This is a genomic window from Alkalihalobacillus bogoriensis ATCC BAA-922 (assembly GCF_000621445.1).
GTDB classification, from domain to species: domain Bacteria; phylum Bacillota; class Bacilli; order Bacillales; family Bacillaceae_F; genus Bacillus_AO; species Bacillus_AO bogoriense.
In genome coordinates, this window is the sequence record NZ_JHYI01000006.1 from 272,461 (window position 1) to 291,260 (window position 18,800).

Annotated in this window: 15 protein-coding genes and 1 other annotated feature; of the genes, 2 read left to right on the forward strand and 13 right to left on the reverse strand. The window is 37.8% G+C overall.

Annotation, left to right across the window (positions count from 1 at the left end; translation table 11 throughout):
• Window positions 1-6 precede the first annotated feature (6 nt).
• Complete coding sequence (gene pepV / locus T323_RS0101365; RefSeq protein ID WP_026671687.1) at window positions 7-1,419, reverse strand: dipeptidase PepV; 1,413 nt, start codon at window positions 1,417-1,419, stop codon at window positions 7-9.
• 322 nt (window positions 1,420-1,741) lie between these two features.
• Here pepV and T323_RS0101370 point away from each other — a divergent pair, with 322 nt between their 5' ends.
• Entirely contained in the window at window positions 1,742-1,960 is a 219-nt protein-coding gene (locus T323_RS0101370; RefSeq protein WP_026671688.1) for a DeoR family transcriptional regulator, read from the forward strand.
• Between the two features lie 57 nt (window positions 1,961-2,017).
• Here the strand turns inward: T323_RS0101370 and T323_RS0101375 are convergent, their stop codons facing one another.
• From T323_RS0101375 to T323_RS0101405, 6 genes are all read right to left on the reverse strand, one after another.
• On the reverse strand, window positions 2,018-2,734 hold the full coding sequence (locus T323_RS0101375; protein WP_026671689.1) for a pseudouridine synthase: 717 nt from the start codon (window positions 2,732-2,734) through the stop codon (window positions 2,018-2,020).
• Window positions 2,724-3,407 (reverse strand): hypothetical protein, encoded by a 684-nt coding sequence (locus T323_RS0101380; protein ID WP_026671690.1) that lies wholly within the window; start codon window positions 3,405-3,407, stop codon window positions 2,724-2,726. Before T323_RS0101380 ends, T323_RS0101375 begins: the two co-directional genes overlap by 11 nt.
• Before the next feature lie 125 nt (window positions 3,408-3,532).
• On the reverse strand, window positions 3,533-4,705 hold the full coding sequence (gene rodA / locus T323_RS0101385; RefSeq protein ID WP_026671691.1) for a rod shape-determining protein RodA: 1,173 nt from the start codon (window positions 4,703-4,705) through the stop codon (window positions 3,533-3,535).
• 43 nt (window positions 4,706-4,748) lie between these two features.
• Window positions 4,749-5,882, reverse strand: coding sequence for a putative lipid II flippase FtsW (gene ftsW / locus T323_RS0101390; RefSeq protein WP_026671692.1), 1,134 nt, complete (start codon window positions 5,880-5,882; stop codon window positions 4,749-4,751).
• Between the two features lie 634 nt (window positions 5,883-6,516).
• A complete protein-coding gene (locus T323_RS0101400) occupies window positions 6,517-8,139 on the reverse strand; it encodes a putative polysaccharide biosynthesis protein (RefSeq protein ID WP_026671694.1) in 1,623 nt (540 codons plus the stop codon).
• Between the two features lie 33 nt (window positions 8,140-8,172).
• Window positions 8,173-8,577 carry a secondary thiamine-phosphate synthase enzyme YjbQ gene (locus T323_RS0101405; protein WP_026671695.1) on the reverse strand — a complete coding sequence of 135 codons (405 nt, stop codon included), beginning with the start codon at window positions 8,575-8,577 and terminating at the stop codon, window positions 8,173-8,175.
• A gap of 268 nt (window positions 8,578-8,845) precedes the next feature.
• Between T323_RS0101405 and T323_RS0101410 the strand changes: the two genes are divergently transcribed.
• Window positions 8,846-10,123, forward strand: a complete 1,278-nt coding sequence (locus tag T323_RS0101410) for a BaiN/RdsA family NAD(P)/FAD-dependent oxidoreductase (protein WP_026671696.1) — start codon at window positions 8,846-8,848, stop codon at window positions 10,121-10,123.
• A gap of 200 nt (window positions 10,124-10,323) precedes the next feature.
• Here the strand turns inward: T323_RS0101410 and T323_RS0101415 are convergent, their stop codons facing one another.
• From T323_RS0101415 to T323_RS0101445, 6 genes are all read right to left on the reverse strand, one after another.
• Complete coding sequence (locus T323_RS0101415) at window positions 10,324-11,043, reverse strand: iron-containing redox enzyme family protein (RefSeq protein ID WP_026671697.1); 720 nt, start codon at window positions 11,041-11,043, stop codon at window positions 10,324-10,326.
• A gap of 16 nt (window positions 11,044-11,059) precedes the next feature.
• Window positions 11,060-12,049 carry a hypothetical protein gene (locus tag T323_RS0101420; protein WP_026671698.1) on the reverse strand — a complete coding sequence of 330 codons (990 nt, stop codon included), beginning with the start codon at window positions 12,047-12,049 and terminating at the stop codon, window positions 11,060-11,062.
• Window positions 12,049-13,119 carry a DUF3419 family protein gene (locus T323_RS0101425; protein ID WP_026671699.1) on the reverse strand — a complete coding sequence of 357 codons (1,071 nt, stop codon included), beginning with the start codon at window positions 13,117-13,119 and terminating at the stop codon, window positions 12,049-12,051. Before T323_RS0101425 ends, T323_RS0101420 begins: the two co-directional genes overlap by 1 nt.
• The gene (locus T323_RS0101430; protein WP_026671700.1) at window positions 13,116-13,838 is read right to left on the reverse strand and encodes a hypothetical protein; all 723 of its coding nucleotides are present in this window, start codon (window positions 13,836-13,838) and stop codon (window positions 13,116-13,118) included. Before T323_RS0101430 ends, T323_RS0101425 begins: the two co-directional genes overlap by 4 nt.
• A gap of 874 nt (window positions 13,839-14,712) precedes the next feature.
• Complete coding sequence (leuS, locus tag T323_RS0101440) at window positions 14,713-17,133, reverse strand: leucine--tRNA ligase (RefSeq protein WP_026671701.1); 2,421 nt, start codon at window positions 17,131-17,133, stop codon at window positions 14,713-14,715.
• Window positions 17,134-17,215: 82 nt separating this feature from the next.
• Window positions 17,216-17,447: a binding site (T-box leader), on the reverse strand.
• Between the two features lie 131 nt (window positions 17,448-17,578).
• The gene (locus tag T323_RS0101445; RefSeq protein WP_026671702.1) at window positions 17,579-18,787 is read right to left on the reverse strand and encodes an MDR family MFS transporter; all 1,209 of its coding nucleotides are present in this window, start codon (window positions 18,785-18,787) and stop codon (window positions 17,579-17,581) included.
• Window positions 18,788-18,800: the final 13 nt, after the last annotated feature.

Sequence of the window (18,800 nt, forward strand, 5' to 3'; positions counted from 1 at the left end):
AGAATATTATTCTTTTGCTAATTCATAGATCGCTTCTGCGTATAAAGCGGTCGCTTTTAACAAGTCTTCAATGGATATATATTCATCCTTTTGGTGGGCAACATCTTTCCGACCTGGAAATAAAGGTCCAAATGCAACCCCTTCTTTTAAAGACCTTGCATACGTGCCTCCCCCTATTGATAATAACGTCGCTTTTTCGCCCATTTGCTTTTCGTACACTCGTTGTAATGTTTGAATTAGTGGCGAATCTTCTTTCACATAGTGAGGAGTAGAATGACTTAAGATGGTTAAGCGCATATTATATTCGTTCATCTTTTGCTGTAATTGCTTTTCAATAATCTCAAACGTATGTGTAACAGGATAACGAATCGTACAGCTAATTTTTCCCCCTTCATCTGAAGAAAAAGAAAACACACCCGGATTTATCGTTAAGTCTCCACTTACTTTATCAGACCAAGTAATTCCTAATGCTTGACCTCTTGATTCATCAACTAAATAAGAAGTAATAAACTGTAAAAATGGATGAGGTTGTGAAAAGAAAGAATGTAAAAACTCACCAACATATGTTCCTGCATTTATTCCGTTTTTCGGCTCCATGCCATGTGCAGAAACGCCATAAACTCGAATATGTAATGCGTCACCGTCTTTTTCCATGTGTCCTTCTAGATTACGCTTTTTAAGATACAGTTGAAATTGTTGTTCTATTTTTGCTTGAAGCTTTTGGTTTTTACACATTAATGTTGCTTCACAAAAATCAGGTACCATATTTACACGATGACCTGCTCGAAAAGTTAGGAGGGTAAGCTCTTCCTCGATTTTTTCATTTGCAGGAATTCCAAACTCAATATCGGCAATACCTTTCTCTGCATGTATAATTGGAAAATCCGCATCAGGAGCAAACCCTGTTGTCGGCATTTCATCATGCTCAAAATAATGATCCACACAACGCCATTCACTTTCTTCATCTGTTCCAATAATCATGCGTACTCGTTTTGATAAGGGAAGCTCTAATTCTTTCACGATTTTCATGGCAAAATAAGCGGCCATTGTCGGTCCTTTATCATCAATCGCCCCTCTTGCATATACATTTCCATTTCTTATTTCAGCAGCAAACGGTGGACTTGTCCAGCCATCTCCAGGTGGGACAACATCAATATGACAAAGTACGCCGACTAAGTCTTTTCCTTGCCCAAATTCTATTGTTCCAGCATATCCATCAAGATTTTTTATGGTAAATTGATCCTCTTTACCTTTCGTTAACAAATAATTCAAAGCATTCATAATCCCTTTACCAAAAGGTTGTCCCTCTGTCGCTGTTTCTTCATCAAGGACGCTGTTTATCTGCAAAAAGGCTTGAGTTGATCGGATGATTTCGTCTCTTCTTTTTTCCACTTCATTTGTAAAATTTATTGAGCTCACGTCACTTTCCTCCTACTTTTGTTGTTCACTGTTTGTACGAACACTTTGCTAATTGCACATAATTATTGTACAATATCCGTAAAGGTGGGAAACACAATAATTTAAGCCATACACATGGTTGCCCAATTTGCCTACCCATATCTAATTAAATCCATTTTCTCACATTTGTCCTGGCAACAAAAGCAGCTTATGCAGTGAGCAAGAAATAATTCACTGTACATTCGACCAAGCAACCTAAATTAGGATTGGCACGAATGATCGTTACCCCCTTTTAATACAATGGATGTAAAGGACTATCATCTATTAAATAAGGAGTGGTTTTTTGAAAACTTCAACTGATCGTATGATGACACGAATTAAATCGATTTACCTCTATATAAAACAAAGGGGGACCGTCTCAACGAATGAATTAGTTGAAGAGTTTGGGATTACTCAAAGAACAATCCAGCGGGACTTAAACGTCTTAGAGTATAATGATTTAGTCTTTAGTCCGAGCCGTGGGAAATGGACAGTGACAAAGAAGAAAACAAAAGTCTCATAAAACTACATGATAAAGAAGGATTAGCCACAGTATCGGTCACTGTGGCTTTTCCTTTTTTTAAGACGAATGGCTTCTTAACAGTTCCACTTCATCTTCGGTTAATTCCCGATACTCTCCTAACGCTAACTCTTCGTCAAGTTGTAACGGTCCAATCGATATCCTCTTTAGTTCTGTTACCCTTTTACCTACTGCAATAAACATTCTTTTTACTTGATGAAACTTCCCTTCTGAAATCGTTAACGAAATCGTTGAGATCTCACCTTGTTTATCTATTATTAATTCAGCTGGTTTCGTAACGTAACCATCATCTAACTCGACTCCTTGCTTGAATTGAGAAATATCTTCTTCAGACACTCTTCCTCTCACCGTAGCTATGTATGTCTTTGGTACATGTTTTTTAGGAGCCATTAATTCATGCGCTAATTTTCCGTCATTTGTTAAAAGTACAAATCCCTCTGTATCTTTATCTAAACGCCCGACTGGAAACGGGTCAAACATGGCATGCTCGTAAGCAAGAAGATCAACGACAGTTTCATGTTCAGTATCTTCCGTTGCAGAAATAACCCCTTTTGGTTTATTTAACATTAAATAAATAAACTCTTTATACTCCACTATTTCACCATGAACAACAACTTCATTTTTTTCTGGGTCTACTTGTGTTTTTGGATCTTTTGCTGGTTTTCCATCAACAAGAACTGTTCCTGTTTTTAATATTTTTTTTACTTCCTTACGAGTACCATACCCCATATTGGCTAATAGTTTATCAATTCTCATCACGCACCTCTTTTTCCACTTCACTTGCAATTTTATTACCAAAATGACCTAATGTATTGTTTATATAACTTTGAATGACACCACGGCTCGTAATTTCAAGTGAATGTTGAAGTATCTCATCGTTTTCTTTTTCGTTTTGTAATTCTTTTTTTACGGTAACAGCAAAGCGAATCGCCAATTCCGTCACTTTTTTATTTATATAGTATACTTCTTCTTCCGCCGCTTTAATGAGTTTCATATCTCTTAAAAACCATTGTTTGACTTGTTTGAACTCCTCTTTATCATCTTCTTCAAGCGCTAGCATCGCTTTATTGTCTTTGATACTTTGGTCGGCATGACCGACAAACTTACAAGGAACGATTCTGCCATACGTAATAAGTTTCTGTACATCTTCTTTCATCATCGCCGTAGCAAAATAATAAAATACGCAATCCTCTGAAAAGAGATGACCATACGTTTCAAAAAAAGGAGCATACTCCTCAGCAGGTAGTGTCAGCCATACATGTGTCGCCTTTGGAAACTCTTTTGCCGAAACTTCAAAGAGCACTTTAGAATGGCTAACTGCTTTTTTCAGCTTCTCCTTATTTCTAGAATACAATCCAACATGAACATCGGGCTGTTTAAATTGTAACAGACATGTCGCTAATTTTCCGTAGCCAATTAGTATAACCATCCGTATCTCCTCCATAATATTAGGTTAAAAAAAGGCCGCCCCAGTAGGTGATGATTCCCCTTTGGGACAACCTTCATAAAATGAAGCGTCGTCGATTTCTATTTTTTCTCTAAGTGCCTTTTTCCCTAATCTTCCTCGGTCTCAAACATGTAATAGCGCGTTCTCATATTCACATTTAATACAATTCCAATCGCCAGCATATTTGTCATAATCGCACTTCCCCCATAACTAATAAACGGAAGAGCCAAACCAGTAATCGGCATTAAACCAATCGTCATGGCGATATTTTGAAAGATTTGAAATACTAATAATCCAACAACACCTGAAACTAAATACGTCCCAAATAAATTGTTACAACTAAAGGCGATAATGATCATCCGATAAAACATAAAGAAATATATGACGAGCAACACAGTGGCTCCGATAAACCCAAACTCTTCTCCAATGACTGTAAAAATGAAGTCAGTATGAATTTCGGGTACTCTTCCACTTTGAGATTGTAACCCTTCCATAAATCCTGAACCATATAACTGTCCTGAGCCAATTCCTCGTAAAGCTTCTGTTAACTGGTAACCATAGCTTGCTTCATGGCTTCTAGGGTCTAGCCATCCATATATCCGTTCCATTTGGTGAGATTCAATCACTTTTGAGAAAATAGAAAAGTAATTATTGTGTAACCAAACTAAAAATCCTAACCCTGCCACTACTAACGATCCTAATAACCCTAACATTCTCCAAGTTACACCAGACATAAGTACCATTGTCGCCATAATACTTCCGATAACGAGAGCCGTTCCTAAGTCTGGCTGAATAAGAATTAAGAAAAAAGGGGGCAAGCCTACTGCCATTATTTTTCCTACTAACACAACATCAGAAGATAAACTTTTTGCTCGACCTTCTTTTGTAATGCGATAAAGTAAATGCGATAACGCGATTATAACAAAAATTTTCACAAACTCTGACGGCTGAAATTCGAAAAAACCGAGGTCAATCCAACGTCTTGATCCGTTTTTTACAACCCCTCCAAAATGAACCCATAGCAATAAGATAATTCCTAATACATACAATGGGATTGAAAAACTTCGTAACAATTCATAATCAATGGTCATAACCGCTACCATAATAATTAACCCGGCAATAAACCAAATGACTTGGCGCTCCACAAAATAAGTCGGGTCATTTGCATAATACTGACCCGAACCACTATACACAGCAATTAAACTAATACACATTAATAAGAACAGTAAAAACAATAATGTATAATCAATTTGTTGCCAATACGATTTACGTTCTTCCATTATGTCCTGTCCTCCATCTATATCAAACATCGTTACTTCATCTTTATGCTGAAAGCTCGACATCTTCCTTCATTCTTTTAACTTTTCGATTATGTCTAGAAATGTTAGCTAAAATAGCAATTGAAACTAATGACACTAAGAGAGACGATCCACCGTTACTAATAAAAGGTAATGGGATCCCCGTAATTGGTAACAGCCCCGCCACAGCGCCAACATTAAAAACAATTTGAACTGCAATTTGAAACACAATTCCGTATGCTAATAAACTTCCAAACGGACTTTTACATTGTGCCCCAATTAAAACACCTTTTACAAGAATAATAAAATAACAAATAAAGATAAAGACTACTCCAATCAACCCTAATTCTTCCGATATGATAGCAAGAATAAAATCTGTGTGGGCCTCAGGTAAATATCCGAGTTTTTGTACACTTTGGCCTAACCCTACTCCCGATAATCCACCATGTGTAATCGCAACATACGATTGAATCAAGTGATATCCAGAGTCGACCGGGTCTGCAAACGGATCGCGGAATCCAACTAACCGTTTTAATCGATACGGTTCAAAAACCGCAAGCACCGTAAATAAAGACGCTCCAATTGTCGCAAGTCCTATTAAATGAGTAAACTTCGCACCAGAAAAAAAGACAATTAAGCCAGTAACAAATAAAATTGATGTTGCTGTTCCTAAATCTGGCTGCCCCATAATTAACCCTAAAATCACACAAACGACGATAAGTGGAGGCAATAAACCTTTCACAAACTGATTAATATATGCTTGCTTCGAAGAATATACTTGCGCTAAATAAATAATAATACCAATTTTAACAAACTCTGAAGGTTGCATTCGTAGTGGTCCAACTTGCAACCACCGTTGGGCACCATTTACAGAAATACCAGAAGTCAATACTAATATTAGTAAAACAATAGAGAAACCAACAATATAGGGTGAGAGTTTACGGTACGATAAATAAGGAAAATGCATAAAAAACGCAAATGCCACCGTAGCTAAACCAAACCACATCAATTGCCGTTTAAAAAAATAATAATAATCTCCTTGCTCATATAATGCTATAACATAGCTTGAACTAAACACCATAATTAAGCCAAATACAGCTAACAAAAATGTCGTTATAATTAAAAGCCAGTCATTATCCTTTGAAAATGAATAATTCATCCTGTCCCCCGATTTCGCCCCGAAAAAAACGAGTTGGCGCTTTTTACATTGCTTGTACAATTATATCACTCCAACAATAAGAGAGAAAGAGGGATTACCTGTCAACCATTGTCTAAAACTATGTAAAAGAACCAAAGGTCGGGGTTTGACCTTTGGTTCTTTTCCTTTTCCGCGCAGAGCTTGCCCCTTTTTTAGTCCAAACTGCCCTTTGTTTGGACGCAGGGGCTTGCGCTGTGCGGACCAGTCGGGGTTTGACCTTTGGTTCTTTTCCTTTTCCGCGCAGAACTTCCCCCTTTTTTAGTCCAAACTGCCCTTTGTTTGGACGCAGGGGCTTGCGCTGTGCGGACCAGTCGGGGGTTTGACCTTTGGTTCTTTTCCTTTTCCGTTCGGACATTTATTCCGCTATTTCATAAAAAACATGCCTTTTTTTAAAGCTATCGGACATACGTTCCGCTATTTGGCCAAATCAGCTTCAAAAACCTCCCGTTTTCCTGATTTAACGGAACATATCTATGTCCGATAAGATCCGAAAAACGTGAATCATGGTTAAAATAACGGATCGTATGTCCGATATAATTTCAAGTAAAAACCAGTACTATATTCTCGACCGATCCCTAGGTTACCCTTTGATTCTTTATTTCTTTCTCTTCAAAAAGCGGAATCGATTGCCTAATATTTGCCCTGCTAAATGGGAGCGAATGGATAACAACATATAAACAGCACCACCTATTAGAACACAAGCGGCAAGGACGATAACGGTATTACTCCAAACGTCTAATGGGAACCACCTTGTTAATATTCTTTGGCAAAGGAGTACAACGGCACCCATAATTGCTACAAAGATGCTAATTAGTAATAGTCGCTTTAATATAAAACGATAATCATAGTTGGCAAACTTTCCAATCGCCCACACATTGACAGAAATTAATATTCCGTACCCTATATATGTAGCCACGACAGCCCCCGTTGGACCCATTGAATAAATAAGCCAATAGTTTAAAATTAATTTTGCCAAAAGCGCAGCAACCAAACCAATCACAGCAAATTTTTGTCGGTTCATTCCTTGTAAAATAGCTGAGGTGACCGATGCTAACGCAAAAAATAAGGCAATAGGAGCATAAACTTGTAAAATCTCCCCACCCATTTGGATTTCGGAAATACCATAAAGCGCGCCAAACGCAGGGAAAGCTAATAAAGATAATCCAGCTGCTGCAGGCAATGTAAGAAATAATATAATTTGATATGTTTGCGTAATTTGTTGTTGTAATTCTTTTTGATTACCTGAAGTGAAAGACTTTGTAATTGTCGGGACAAGTGTAATTGAAAATGCTGTCGCTAAGGCGACTGGAATTAAAATAACTTTATGAGCTGTTTGAGAAACAATCGCAAAAGCTGTCTCTGCTTCGTTTTGAGATACTCCGGATGCAATTAGCGCATTATTAAATGTAAATAAATCAATCGACTGAAACAACGGAATCGCTAACGCTACAAATGAAAGAGGGAGCGCATAAGAAATAAGCTCCTTGTACATTGTTTTTAGTGGAATATCATGATTAACAGTGCTTTCTTGTAGCTGTTCGTTTAACATTTTACGTCTTTTAAACCAATAATAAAGAAGTACACTTAAACCACCTAACGCCCCAACAAATGCGCCAAATGTCGCAAAGCCAACAGCAATGGCAATATTGCCATCATACACGCCGACAATAAAGTAAGTGACACTTAAAATAAAAGCGATACGAACGATTTGTTCAACAACTTGGGATACAGCAGTTGGTCCCATCGATTGAAACCCCTGAAAATATCCCCGAATAATCGACATATACGGAACGATAATAAGAGCAACACTGACCATCCGAATCGTAAACACCATGTCTTCCATCGAATTACCTTTTAGTGTTTGTGGATCACTTATAATCAAATTGGCAATAACCGGTGCCATAAAAAACAAAGCTAAAAACGCAATACAACCACTCACTGACATCACAATCGATGCAGACTGAAACAGTTTTCTACCAGTATGATAATCACCTAAAGCATTATACTTTGAAACAAACTTTGAAACAGCTAGTGGAACACCCATTGTTGACATCGTAAGAAGCACAGTATAGGGTAAATAACCATATGTATATAAAGCAAGTCCCGTTTGACCTACAATTGCGGTAAACGGAATGATATATAATAACCCTAGAAACTTAGATAAGAACGTAGCCGCCGTTAAAAGTTTGGTGCCACGAATAAGTTTTGAATCGGACATCATTTCCTCCTAGTTATGTAAAAATGAACCTATTTACTTATCAATGAGAAGTTTTAAATAATATTCTCGTGTTCTCGGTCCATCAAATTCACAAAAGTATATCCCTTGCCATCTTCCTAATAATAGCCGTCCATCTTTAATGATAACGGTTTGAGATGAGCCAACCGTACTCGCTTTTAAATGAGAAGCAGAGTTTCCTTCAAAGTGTCGGTATTTCGGATGTTCCCAAGGGTATACCTCATCTAATCTCATTAACATATCCTTTACAACATCTGGATCTGCATTTTCATTTATTGTGATTCCCGCTGTTGTATGAGGACAATAAATCGTTATCATTCCATTTTTGACATTTTTCTCTAAAATATAATCCTGCACTTTAGAAGTAATGTCAATCATTTCGTCTCTTTGATTTGTCGATAATGTTTTTATCACAACCATGATTCTTTCCTCCTCTATCTCACACGATTTTCAAAACAAAAAAATAACTGCCCAACGACTGGGCAAAATAAAATAATCAGGATCGAATGGATTACAAATTCGAATTCACTTCACGATAAGTATAAATATTTTCTATAATGATTACCAATATAATTACCAAATTTCGTATTTTTCTATTTTACATCATTCCACTCGTTTTTTGTAATAAATTAAAATAATTGATAAAGTGAAAGAAGATAGTATCGAATAGTAAAGAGAAGGTGGAACAATGAATTTTGATGTTATTGTAATCGGCGGTGGACCGTCTGGATTAATGGCTTCCATTGCAGCAGCCGAACAAGGGGCTAATGTCTTATTGCTAGACAAAGGAGACAAACTTGGTCGAAAGCTTGCTATTTCTGGGGGCGGACGCTGTAACGTGACAAATCGGATGGAAATTAATGAACTAATTGCCCATATTCCTGGTAACGGTCGTTTTATGCATAGTCCGTTTTCTGTGTTTAATAATGAAGACATCATAAAGTTTTTTGAAGGGTTAGGTATTCGCTTAAAGGAAGAAGACCGTGGTCGAATGTTTCCTGTTTCTGATAAAGCGACAACTGTCGTAGAAACACTATTGCGACGTGTCCATCAATTAGGTGTCACTATTCAAACAAATACCGCAGTAAAAGAGGTCCAATATGACTCAGAAAAAGTCATCGGAGTAACATTACAATCAAATAAACAAATTCAAGCTAAAAATGTCATTATTGCAACAGGTGGAAAAAGTGTTCCGCACACAGGCTCTACCGGAGATGCGTACCCATGGGCGGAAAAAGCCGGCCATGCGATTACAGAACTTTATCCAACAGAGGTCCCTATTACATCAAATGAGCCTTTTATAAAACAAAAAAAACTACAAGGTCTTTCCTTACGTAATATTGAGCTTTCTGTCATTAGTCCAAAAGAAAAAACAATTATTACACACGATGGCGATATGATTTTTACTCATTTCGGTATTTCTGGACCAGCCGTACTTCGTTGTAGTCAGTATGTCGTCAAAGCTTTAAAAAAATGGAACACAAATAAAATCACCATGAAAATCGATCATTTTCCCTCGCAATCAAGTGAAGACGTTTTTCAAGAAGTAAGAAAGGTATTAACAGCCGAACCGAAAAAAACATTTAAAAATGTGATGAAAGGGTTTGTTCCTGAACGACTATTGCTCTTTCTCATCGAAGAGTTAAACATTGATGCCAATAAGCCGGCTTCTGAAATATCAAATGAACTTGTTCGGGGATTTGTAAACAAAGTGAAAGACTTTCGGTTTACTGTCAATGGAACATTATCGCTTGAGAAAGCATTTGTAACAGGTGGTGGTGTCTCTGTGAAGGAAATTCATCCAAAAACAATGGAATCTAAAAAGAAGCACGGGTTGTTTTTTTGCGGAGAAGTGTTAGATATTCATGGGTACACTGGGGGCTATAATATTACAGTCGCTTTTTCCACAGGATATACTGCGGGAAGAGCAGCTGGGGAAAAAAGCAAACATGTGTACGAGTTATAAACAGGTTTATGCACAGCCTGTGGACAACTATGTTCACAGGCTTTCGACTTATTCTTAACATTTAATTAACGTTTCGACAACATTTTCACAACACTGTGAATAACCTAAATAGTTATACACAAACTTATACACAAAATCAGTGGTTTTCCACAGTCATTTTTCACAGCTTTGTTAATATTTTTTAAATTTTTAGACAGATTTTATTTATACTTGTGGATATGTGGATGTTTGGCGTCGTTATCAACGTCGATTTTTCTCACGTAACAAAGAACATCATCGTATAATTTCATGTGATAATACATTCCTAATTCAAACCCTTGATTTATCACTTCCTCGCTTTCTTCTTTATAAAAGCCAGCTACCACTTCATAAATTTCATTTGCGTGTTCAACGTCTAATGTTTCATGCTCTAAAAAATGGGCAAGTTCTGCTTGGTTGTTACGGTATCGTGTTTTTGCCATCATCGCGACAAGAGGAGAAACACGAGCTACGATTTCTTCTATAACACCTAAGGCCGCTACACCTTCTTTCCAATCATAATGCAAACACAAGTCCAAAATGGCACGATTATACGCAATTACACCGACGGTTGGTCTTGACTTCTTTATCTCTTCATCCGTTACTGCCATCCCCTTTAAAAATTGTTTATAGGTTTCAGAATGGACATGATGCTTGTTCATCCGTCCATGTTCTTCAAATAAATTTTCAACAAGAGACATTCGGTCTGAAAAATGAGGGATGTTACTAATGGATGCTGCTAGAAACCGCGGAAAAGCAAGAACAACATGATAAAGCTGCAGGGCGACTTCCTTTACTTGTTGTTCTGAAAGTTCATTTGCTTGAATGACGGTAAACAAAGGATGCTCTTCTACGACAGCCTCTTGAAAAATTTGGGTTGTTTTTTCTTTTACTCGCTCCATTTCTTTCTCTCCTTTTTTATATGTAAATTAATTCATTACTAACTGAAACATTGGGGACATCCCCATAGCCAATCATCTGAGACTGTAAGGAAACATTAAACTTACTAGAGCGAATTTGGTTGGCCTGTTGTTTTTTTATCCCATAAAATAAATAAGTATAATGATGTCTGTAATGCTCTTTCACATATTGTATAAATGCTTCTCTATTCTCTTCCTTATTTGAAACATAATAAGCTAAATAACAATGTTGCAAAGGTTCATCCTTTTTTGGGAGCCTCGGACAACCAGCCATTTCGACAATCGGGTTGATAAGCCGGTAAGAAATCGGTAGTTGCTTTGTTGCGCGCAATTGCCGCTCTCTACTTTGATCCACTAGTTTACAAATCGATATAAGTTTGCCGTTAGTATCGTAATTTCCAAGAAACAAACCGTTTTTTCTCGTAAAGGCTTTATACTCCATTCGGGAAAATAGGGGGGCAGTAACGTGATAAAACGACCAAGCGGTTTGCTCATCAATGACGTTTACACGAATATCTCTTTTTTGTTTCCCAATAAATAAAGGAACACCGACATGCACCATTTCTCCTATCACCATTCCTTTTGGGAAAAAACCTCTCCCATCGACAACTGTTCGTGAACTCGAATGAGTGGAGAGAATAGTAGAAAACATCCAATCTACATCGGAGTAAGTCTTTTTCACTTCATGAATAAGATGGACAAATGCTCGACTATGTCGGTAGTTCGGATGGACTTTTACATCATGTAAATAATATATGGGCTTAATGCCGGCTTGCATTTTTCTAAATTGCTTTGTTACCCCAATACACGCAATTAACTCCCCTTTCCGTTTTACCCCGTAATAGTGATATTCTCCTAACTCGCTTGATAATGAGTGAAAATCAGTGCCACGATCTACATAAAATAATGAGCTTCCTGTATCACATTGACGAGATAACGAAAGCAATTGCTCATTCTCTTCTTCTGTTATTTTCATCGTATCGTACATCATGAAATCATCCCTACCGTTACATGTTCATAGGCGAGAGAGCGCTCCATCGTTTGACATAAGTTTGATAGTTCTTCCTCGATGAAAAATCTCTTTTCAAAAAATCGAGGCAAAGTTGGACATGACAGCATATTTCGAAACAGAACAATCGCCTGATGATGTTTTGCTAGTAACAACCGCTCACAAACGATGTTTCTCTCTTCTTCTCCCATCCAATCAAATACATTCGATAAGTAAAACGCATCGATGTTTTGCTCTTGCTCTAGCACTCTATCAAGAGACCCATGGATAATCGTTAGTTTGTCAAGATTTGCTTTAATCCTCTCATATCCTTGTAAGCTCATATAATATGGCAGCCCTTCGTTCATGTTTATGTAACGGCCGAATAATAATTGGGAAAGAAAGTAATTTTTTTTGATTAAGTCTGTTTGTAAATATGTTTCAAATAGCTGTAAAAAATGGGCCCCATAATCGGTTGTGTTCCGCTCTGAAAACATCGTATCTGGATAAAAAACGAGATGGGACGTACGACTTAGTAAGAGCTCCACTGCCTTTTCGAAAACATCAGACTTTATTTCTCGTTTATAATAAATCCACTGTTCTGCTATTGTTGACGTTTTGAATAACTCTTGCCATTTCTTTTCATGAACAATATGTTCACATATATTTCCACCGATAAAACGGTAAAATCGTTCTGTCACCCCGCAATGATTTATCCCCTTGTTAATGAATGAAAGGTGATTATCCCAATATAATTTTGATTGGTCTGATAAATCTTCTTTTAGCCTGTCATATGTTTTGAGCCGTTCCAAACACTCTCCTTCTCCAATAAAAGCGATGTATTGTGACTGGTCAAGTGTTGCTATCGCTGTTTTTTTCAGCTCAATTAATGCACATTGAGCAGGATTCATATCGACCGCAATCACTGAAGTGACATCTTCGTCTAATATCGAAAAGGCACTACATCCTCCTGACCCAATCATCATGATTTTCTTCGGTTTATACTTTTTTGTTATTCGTCTTTCCACTTCACTATCTTCCCGTATTTGGGCAAAATAAATGTCACTCATGCTAAACCCTCCTTAATCGCACGAAAGAACCTTTGTTTTGATTGGTGCCATTCGGTTAACTGCTCTTTCCCCTTCCTATACTGTTCAATGAGTCTTTGTCTTGCTTCACATTCACTTGGGATATTTAAATAAAGAACGATATTATCTCCGTCTTTAAGCATTATTCCTCTTTGTTCTAACCAGCGATTAATCTCTTGATTTCTTTTTGTAGCTTGATATAGCGTTGTTTTACTTTTGCTAGTCATGTTGTCATAACAGATATTTTCAATATGGTTGATGTTTCTCTTAAATACAGCTAATGCTTCTTGTACTGATTGTGGAGGACGTTCTTCTCCATGCCATTGTGGATATAAATAGTGGTCAAATAAAGTCTTCATCACAATAACTACCTGTGGATTTTGAATTTCCGCTGCTAGATGAATGGTTTTATCTGCTTGAAAAAAAGATGTGAATTGCTCATCCAAAAGTTGCAAATAAGCAGAACTCTTTGAAAATAACGGTCCAAAATAAATATATTCCTCATTTTCATAGGAGACTTGATGCACAAATAAAACGGTTGTTAGTTGGTTTTGTCTTGTCATAAGCCATACGTTATCATAGCCTTGCCATTTTGCCTCCACATACTGTTCATTCACATGCGGGTGTTGCATCATGAGACAAGCAATCTCCGTTTTTTCTTCGTTTGATAACAATGGAATCGGAACATGTTTCGTAAACACCAAATCACCCTTTTTGTATCATATAATTCTTATAGTGTAATTATACACCTTTAAATAAAATTTACCAGCTTTATTTTTTTCGGTTACTTCCCATTCGGACATACGTTCCGTTATATTTAAGAAAAACGTGGGAGCGTCTTTTCGTCTTCTAGAATAAACTTTCAAAGCTTCACTGCTACACCAAAATTTTTATACTCCCTCATTTGTCTCATTTTTGCGGTCAGAGAAGCCGTTATTTGTGAACATGATACGGGTTTCCGTTTTTTAGCGGCCACAGGAGCACTTATTCACGCAAAAGCCACTCTATTCCTAGCGATATATTATGATTAACTGCTCCTGTGGCCACTAACGTTCCAAAAGCTAGCCATGTTCACAGATAACGGTTTTCATGGCCGCTTACCTACCATAAACAACAAAATCGCTAAGGCGATAAACCCGCCCCACGTGTTGAATGATTCACTTGGGTCTTTTCTTCCTTGTCTCATAGTACTCCAAACCCCTAATTCATTCTAAGAATTTATTAGAGCAATGTTATACATAAGTCGAATACTTTACAGTTTCCTAAACAATAAGAAAAACGCGGGAGTTTCTTTTCATTTCATTGAAGTGTGGAGCCCTGCCTGCTTTTGACAGTGAACCCCAAGTGCTCTTCTTGGGGTGAACGCGCAGGTGCGCAGCCTTCGCTCTTCGAGAATAAGCTTTCAAAGCTTCACTACTGCTACACCAAAATTTTTATACTCCCTTATCTAACAAAAAAAAACGCGTTCCCGTCCTCCATGAAGGGTAAATAGCGGAGCCTACGTCCGAATGCTCCCACACCCCTATGAAAAAAAGCCGAAAATCAAAATGATTTTCGGCTCTCCTCACTGTTTATTTAATTGGCAACGATATTCACAAGTTTTCCTGGTACTGCAATAACTTTGCGAATTGTTTTTCCTGCTAACTCTTCTTTCATCTTTTCATCTTGTAACGCAATTTCTTCCATTTGCTCTTTCGTTGCATCTTTAGCGATGACAAGTTTCGCACGCACTTTTCCATTGATTTGGCAAACGATTTCGATTTCATCCTCGACTAAATAAGCTTCTTCATATGTTGGCCATGGCTCATAAGCGATCGTGGTTTCTCCGCCCAGTAATGACCATAATTCCTCACTCATATGTGGAGCGACCGGGGAAAGAAGTTTTACAAATCCTTTAATAAGAGAAAGCGGAAGCACCTCTTGCTTATAGGCTTCATTAATGAACACCATCATTTGTGAAATACCGACGTTAAAGCGATAGCCTTCAAAGTCCTCTGTCACTTTTTTCACGGTTTGGTGATACACTCTTGTTAACTCAGCGCTTCCTTCAACATCTTGAACTTTCTCTTGTACTGTTCCCGTTGATTCGTTTACAATCAAACGCCATACTCTATCTAAAAATCTTCTCGCTCCATCTAAACCATTTTCAGACCAAGCAATGGAAGCATCAAGAGGACCCATAAACATTTCATATAAGCGAAGTGTATCTGCCCCATGTGAGTCAATAATGTCATCCGGATTGACAACATTTCCTTTTGATTTACTCATTTTTTCGTTATTTTCGCCTAATATCATCCCTTGGTTATACAAACGCTGGAACGGTTCTTTCGTAGGAACGACACCTAAATCATAAAGAACTTTGTGCCAGAAACGAGCGTACAATAAGTGAAGAACGGCATGCTCAGCCCCCCCAATATAAATATCAACCGGGAGCCAGCGCTTAATTTTTTCCGGATCCGCTAGTTGCTCGTCATTTGTTGGGTCAATATAACGCAAATAATACCAGCAGCTTCCTGCCCATTGTGGCATCGTATTTGTTTCACGACGGCCTTTTTTCCCTGTTTCTTTATCGACTACTTCTAGCCACTCAGTCGCATTCGCTAATGGTGATTCTCCTGTACCAGACGGTTTAATTTCATCCATTTCAGGAAGCAATAGCGGTAATTCTTCTTCTGGCACCGGCTTCATTGTTCCATCTTCAAAATGAATAATTGGAATCGGTTCTCCCCAATAACGTTGACGGCTAAACACCCAATCTCGTAATCGATACGTCACTTTTTTCGAGCCTTTATTTTCCGCCTCAAGCCATTCAATCATTTTCGAAATCGCTTCTTGTTTTGATAGACCATTTAAAAATTCTGAATTAATAAGGGTCCCATCTTGTGTATAGGCTTCTGTTTCAACATCCCCACCTGAAACAACTTCTTTTATCGGCAAATCAAATGTTTTTGCAAATTCATAATCTCGTTCGTCATGAGCAGGTACGGCCATAATCGCACCTGTTCCATAACTCACTAACACATAATCAGCAATCCAAATCGGTAGTTTTTCACCGTTGACCGGATTAATTGCATACGCTCCTGTAAAGACCCCTGTTTTTTCTTTTGAAAGCTCGGTTCTCTCTAAATCACTTTTTAGCGAGACCGCTTTCTTATACGATGCGACCGCTTCTTTTTGCTCTGCCGTTGTTATGACATCAACAAGCTTATGCTCAGGGGCAAGAACCATGTAGGTTGCACCAAATAATGTATCGGGACGAGTCGTAAAGACCGTTACACTTTCTGAATGACTTTCAAGTGAAAATGTCACTTCAGCTCCTTCAGAGCGTCCAATCCAATTTCGTTGCATATCTTTAATGCTTTCAGGCCAATCTAATTCTTCTAAGTCTTCTAATAGGCGATCAGCATAGTCTGTAATTTTAAGCACCCATTGTTTCATCGGACGTCGTTCAACCGGATGTCCTCCTCGCTCACTTTTCCCATCAATGACTTCTTCATTCGCAAGAACAGCACGAAGCGCAGGGCACCAGTTAACAGACACTTCATCAATATACGCTAACCCCTTTTTATATAATTGGATGAAAATCCACTGTGTCCATTTATAATAATTCGGGTCTGTTGTGTTTACTTCACGATCCCAATCATAAGAAAACCCTAATGATTTAATTTGCCTTCTAAAGTTATCAATATTGGCTTTTGTAAACTCACGTGGATGTTTCCCCGTATCAAGTGCGTATTGTTCTGCGGGTAATCCGAAAGCATCCCATCCCATTGGATGAAGAACATTGTATCCTTGCATCCTTTTCATTCTCGATAAAATATCGGTTGCTGTATAACCTTCCGGGTGACCGACATGCAAACCTGAACCTGATGGATATGGAAACATATCAAGCGCATAAAATTTCGGTTTACTCTCGTCATCTACCGTTTTAAAAGTTTTTTCTGTTTCCCATAAGTTTTGCCACTTTTTTTCAATTTCTGTATGTGAATACGACATTTTGTCATTCCTCCTATATTTCAAATATGTACAACTGACATTTAAAAAAATATATAAAAAACCTCCCACCCCTAGCGTTTTCGTTAGGGACGAGAGGTTGATCAACAATGTTATTCCCGCGGTACCACCCAAATTAGTATAACGACCTTGCCGCTACACTCACTCTTACACCTTAACGCGGCAAACGGCAACGGTTACTTTTTTCACCATCACAACTTTAAGGCGAGTTCATAGTGTTTCCTCATTGACTTTCACCAACCGTCAACTCTCTAAAAAGGGAACAAACTATTACTACTCCTCTTCATCGTTTTTTTCATATTTACGTGTTTTCAAAAGTCTCAATACATGTTATTTTAAGAATTTGTCGATTTGATGTCAAGACTCTTCTAGCATTCTTGCCAAAATCTTTTTCAAACATACAAGGAAATCAGCCCTTCGCTACGGGTTATGAAGGAAAAGAAATCGAATTTGTTTGTTCTGCTTTTTTCAACCGTTTTAGTTGAATATCATAACAAGCTGTCGAAATAAACGCAAACGAAAATAACACAATTAAAACATAAAATAAAATCGTCATACTATACAAATCGGCCAAGACCCCGCCCAAAAATGGACCTATCATCCGTCCACCCGTTGCTACACTATTGACAATCCCTTGATAATACCCCGCTTTTCCTTTTGGTGCAAGCTTATGGGCAATCGTTGGTATCGCGGGCCAAACAAACATTTCTCCAATGGTTAAAACAACCATGGCGACAATAAACATTGTAAATTGCTCGGCTTGCGATAAAATAAAAAAGGAAATCATAAAGATAAATAGTCCCGTATAAATTTGGGCTTTTAGCGTGTGAACCCAACGTTTTATAAAAAAAGAAAGTAGCGGTTGAGCGAGAACAATCATCGACCCATTAATCGTCCATAAAATACTATATTGACTTAAACTAATCCCAAGCTGTTGTGTATGAACCGAAATCGTTGACTGCCATTGTACATAAGCAACCCAACATATTAAATATCCACTCAATAAAATTAAAAGCGCATATAACCCTGTCCGTTGTGTTTTTTTCTTTTTTTGTTCGAAGATGTTCGTTGAAATTGGCTTTTCTGTTTTCACTTGCAAGTGCCTATACCCAAAAATCGCAAGCAATAAAAAAAGGACATACACTAGACCATTAGCAAAAAATACAAAATCAAACCGAACTGAGGCCACAACCCCTGCCAATGCTGTTCCTAGTGCAACACCAACATTTTGGGCCACATACATGGCATTAAATGCTTTTCTTTCTCCTTCAGGCCAGACTGTTCCCGCAAATGCATATAAAGCAGGAAATGTCATACCCGCACCTAAACCTAGAAACATAAGCAATGCAACATAATAATAAAAGCTATGAAAAAACACTAACACAAAGGCGCTTCCCATTGTAATACTAATCCCAAATAAGAGTGTTTTATAGCCTCCTATTCGGTCAAATAAATGGCCTCCTATTAAATTTCCGATTACACCTGCACCCGCGTTCAACATTAAGACAAGACCAGCAACCGATAATGATTGGCCTAACTCTTGGTGCATGTAAATTGTGTTTAACGGCCAAATAAAAGAAGCACCTGTTACATTGACAACCATTCCAATGACTAACAACCACAGTGCTTTTGGCACAAATGACCTCTCC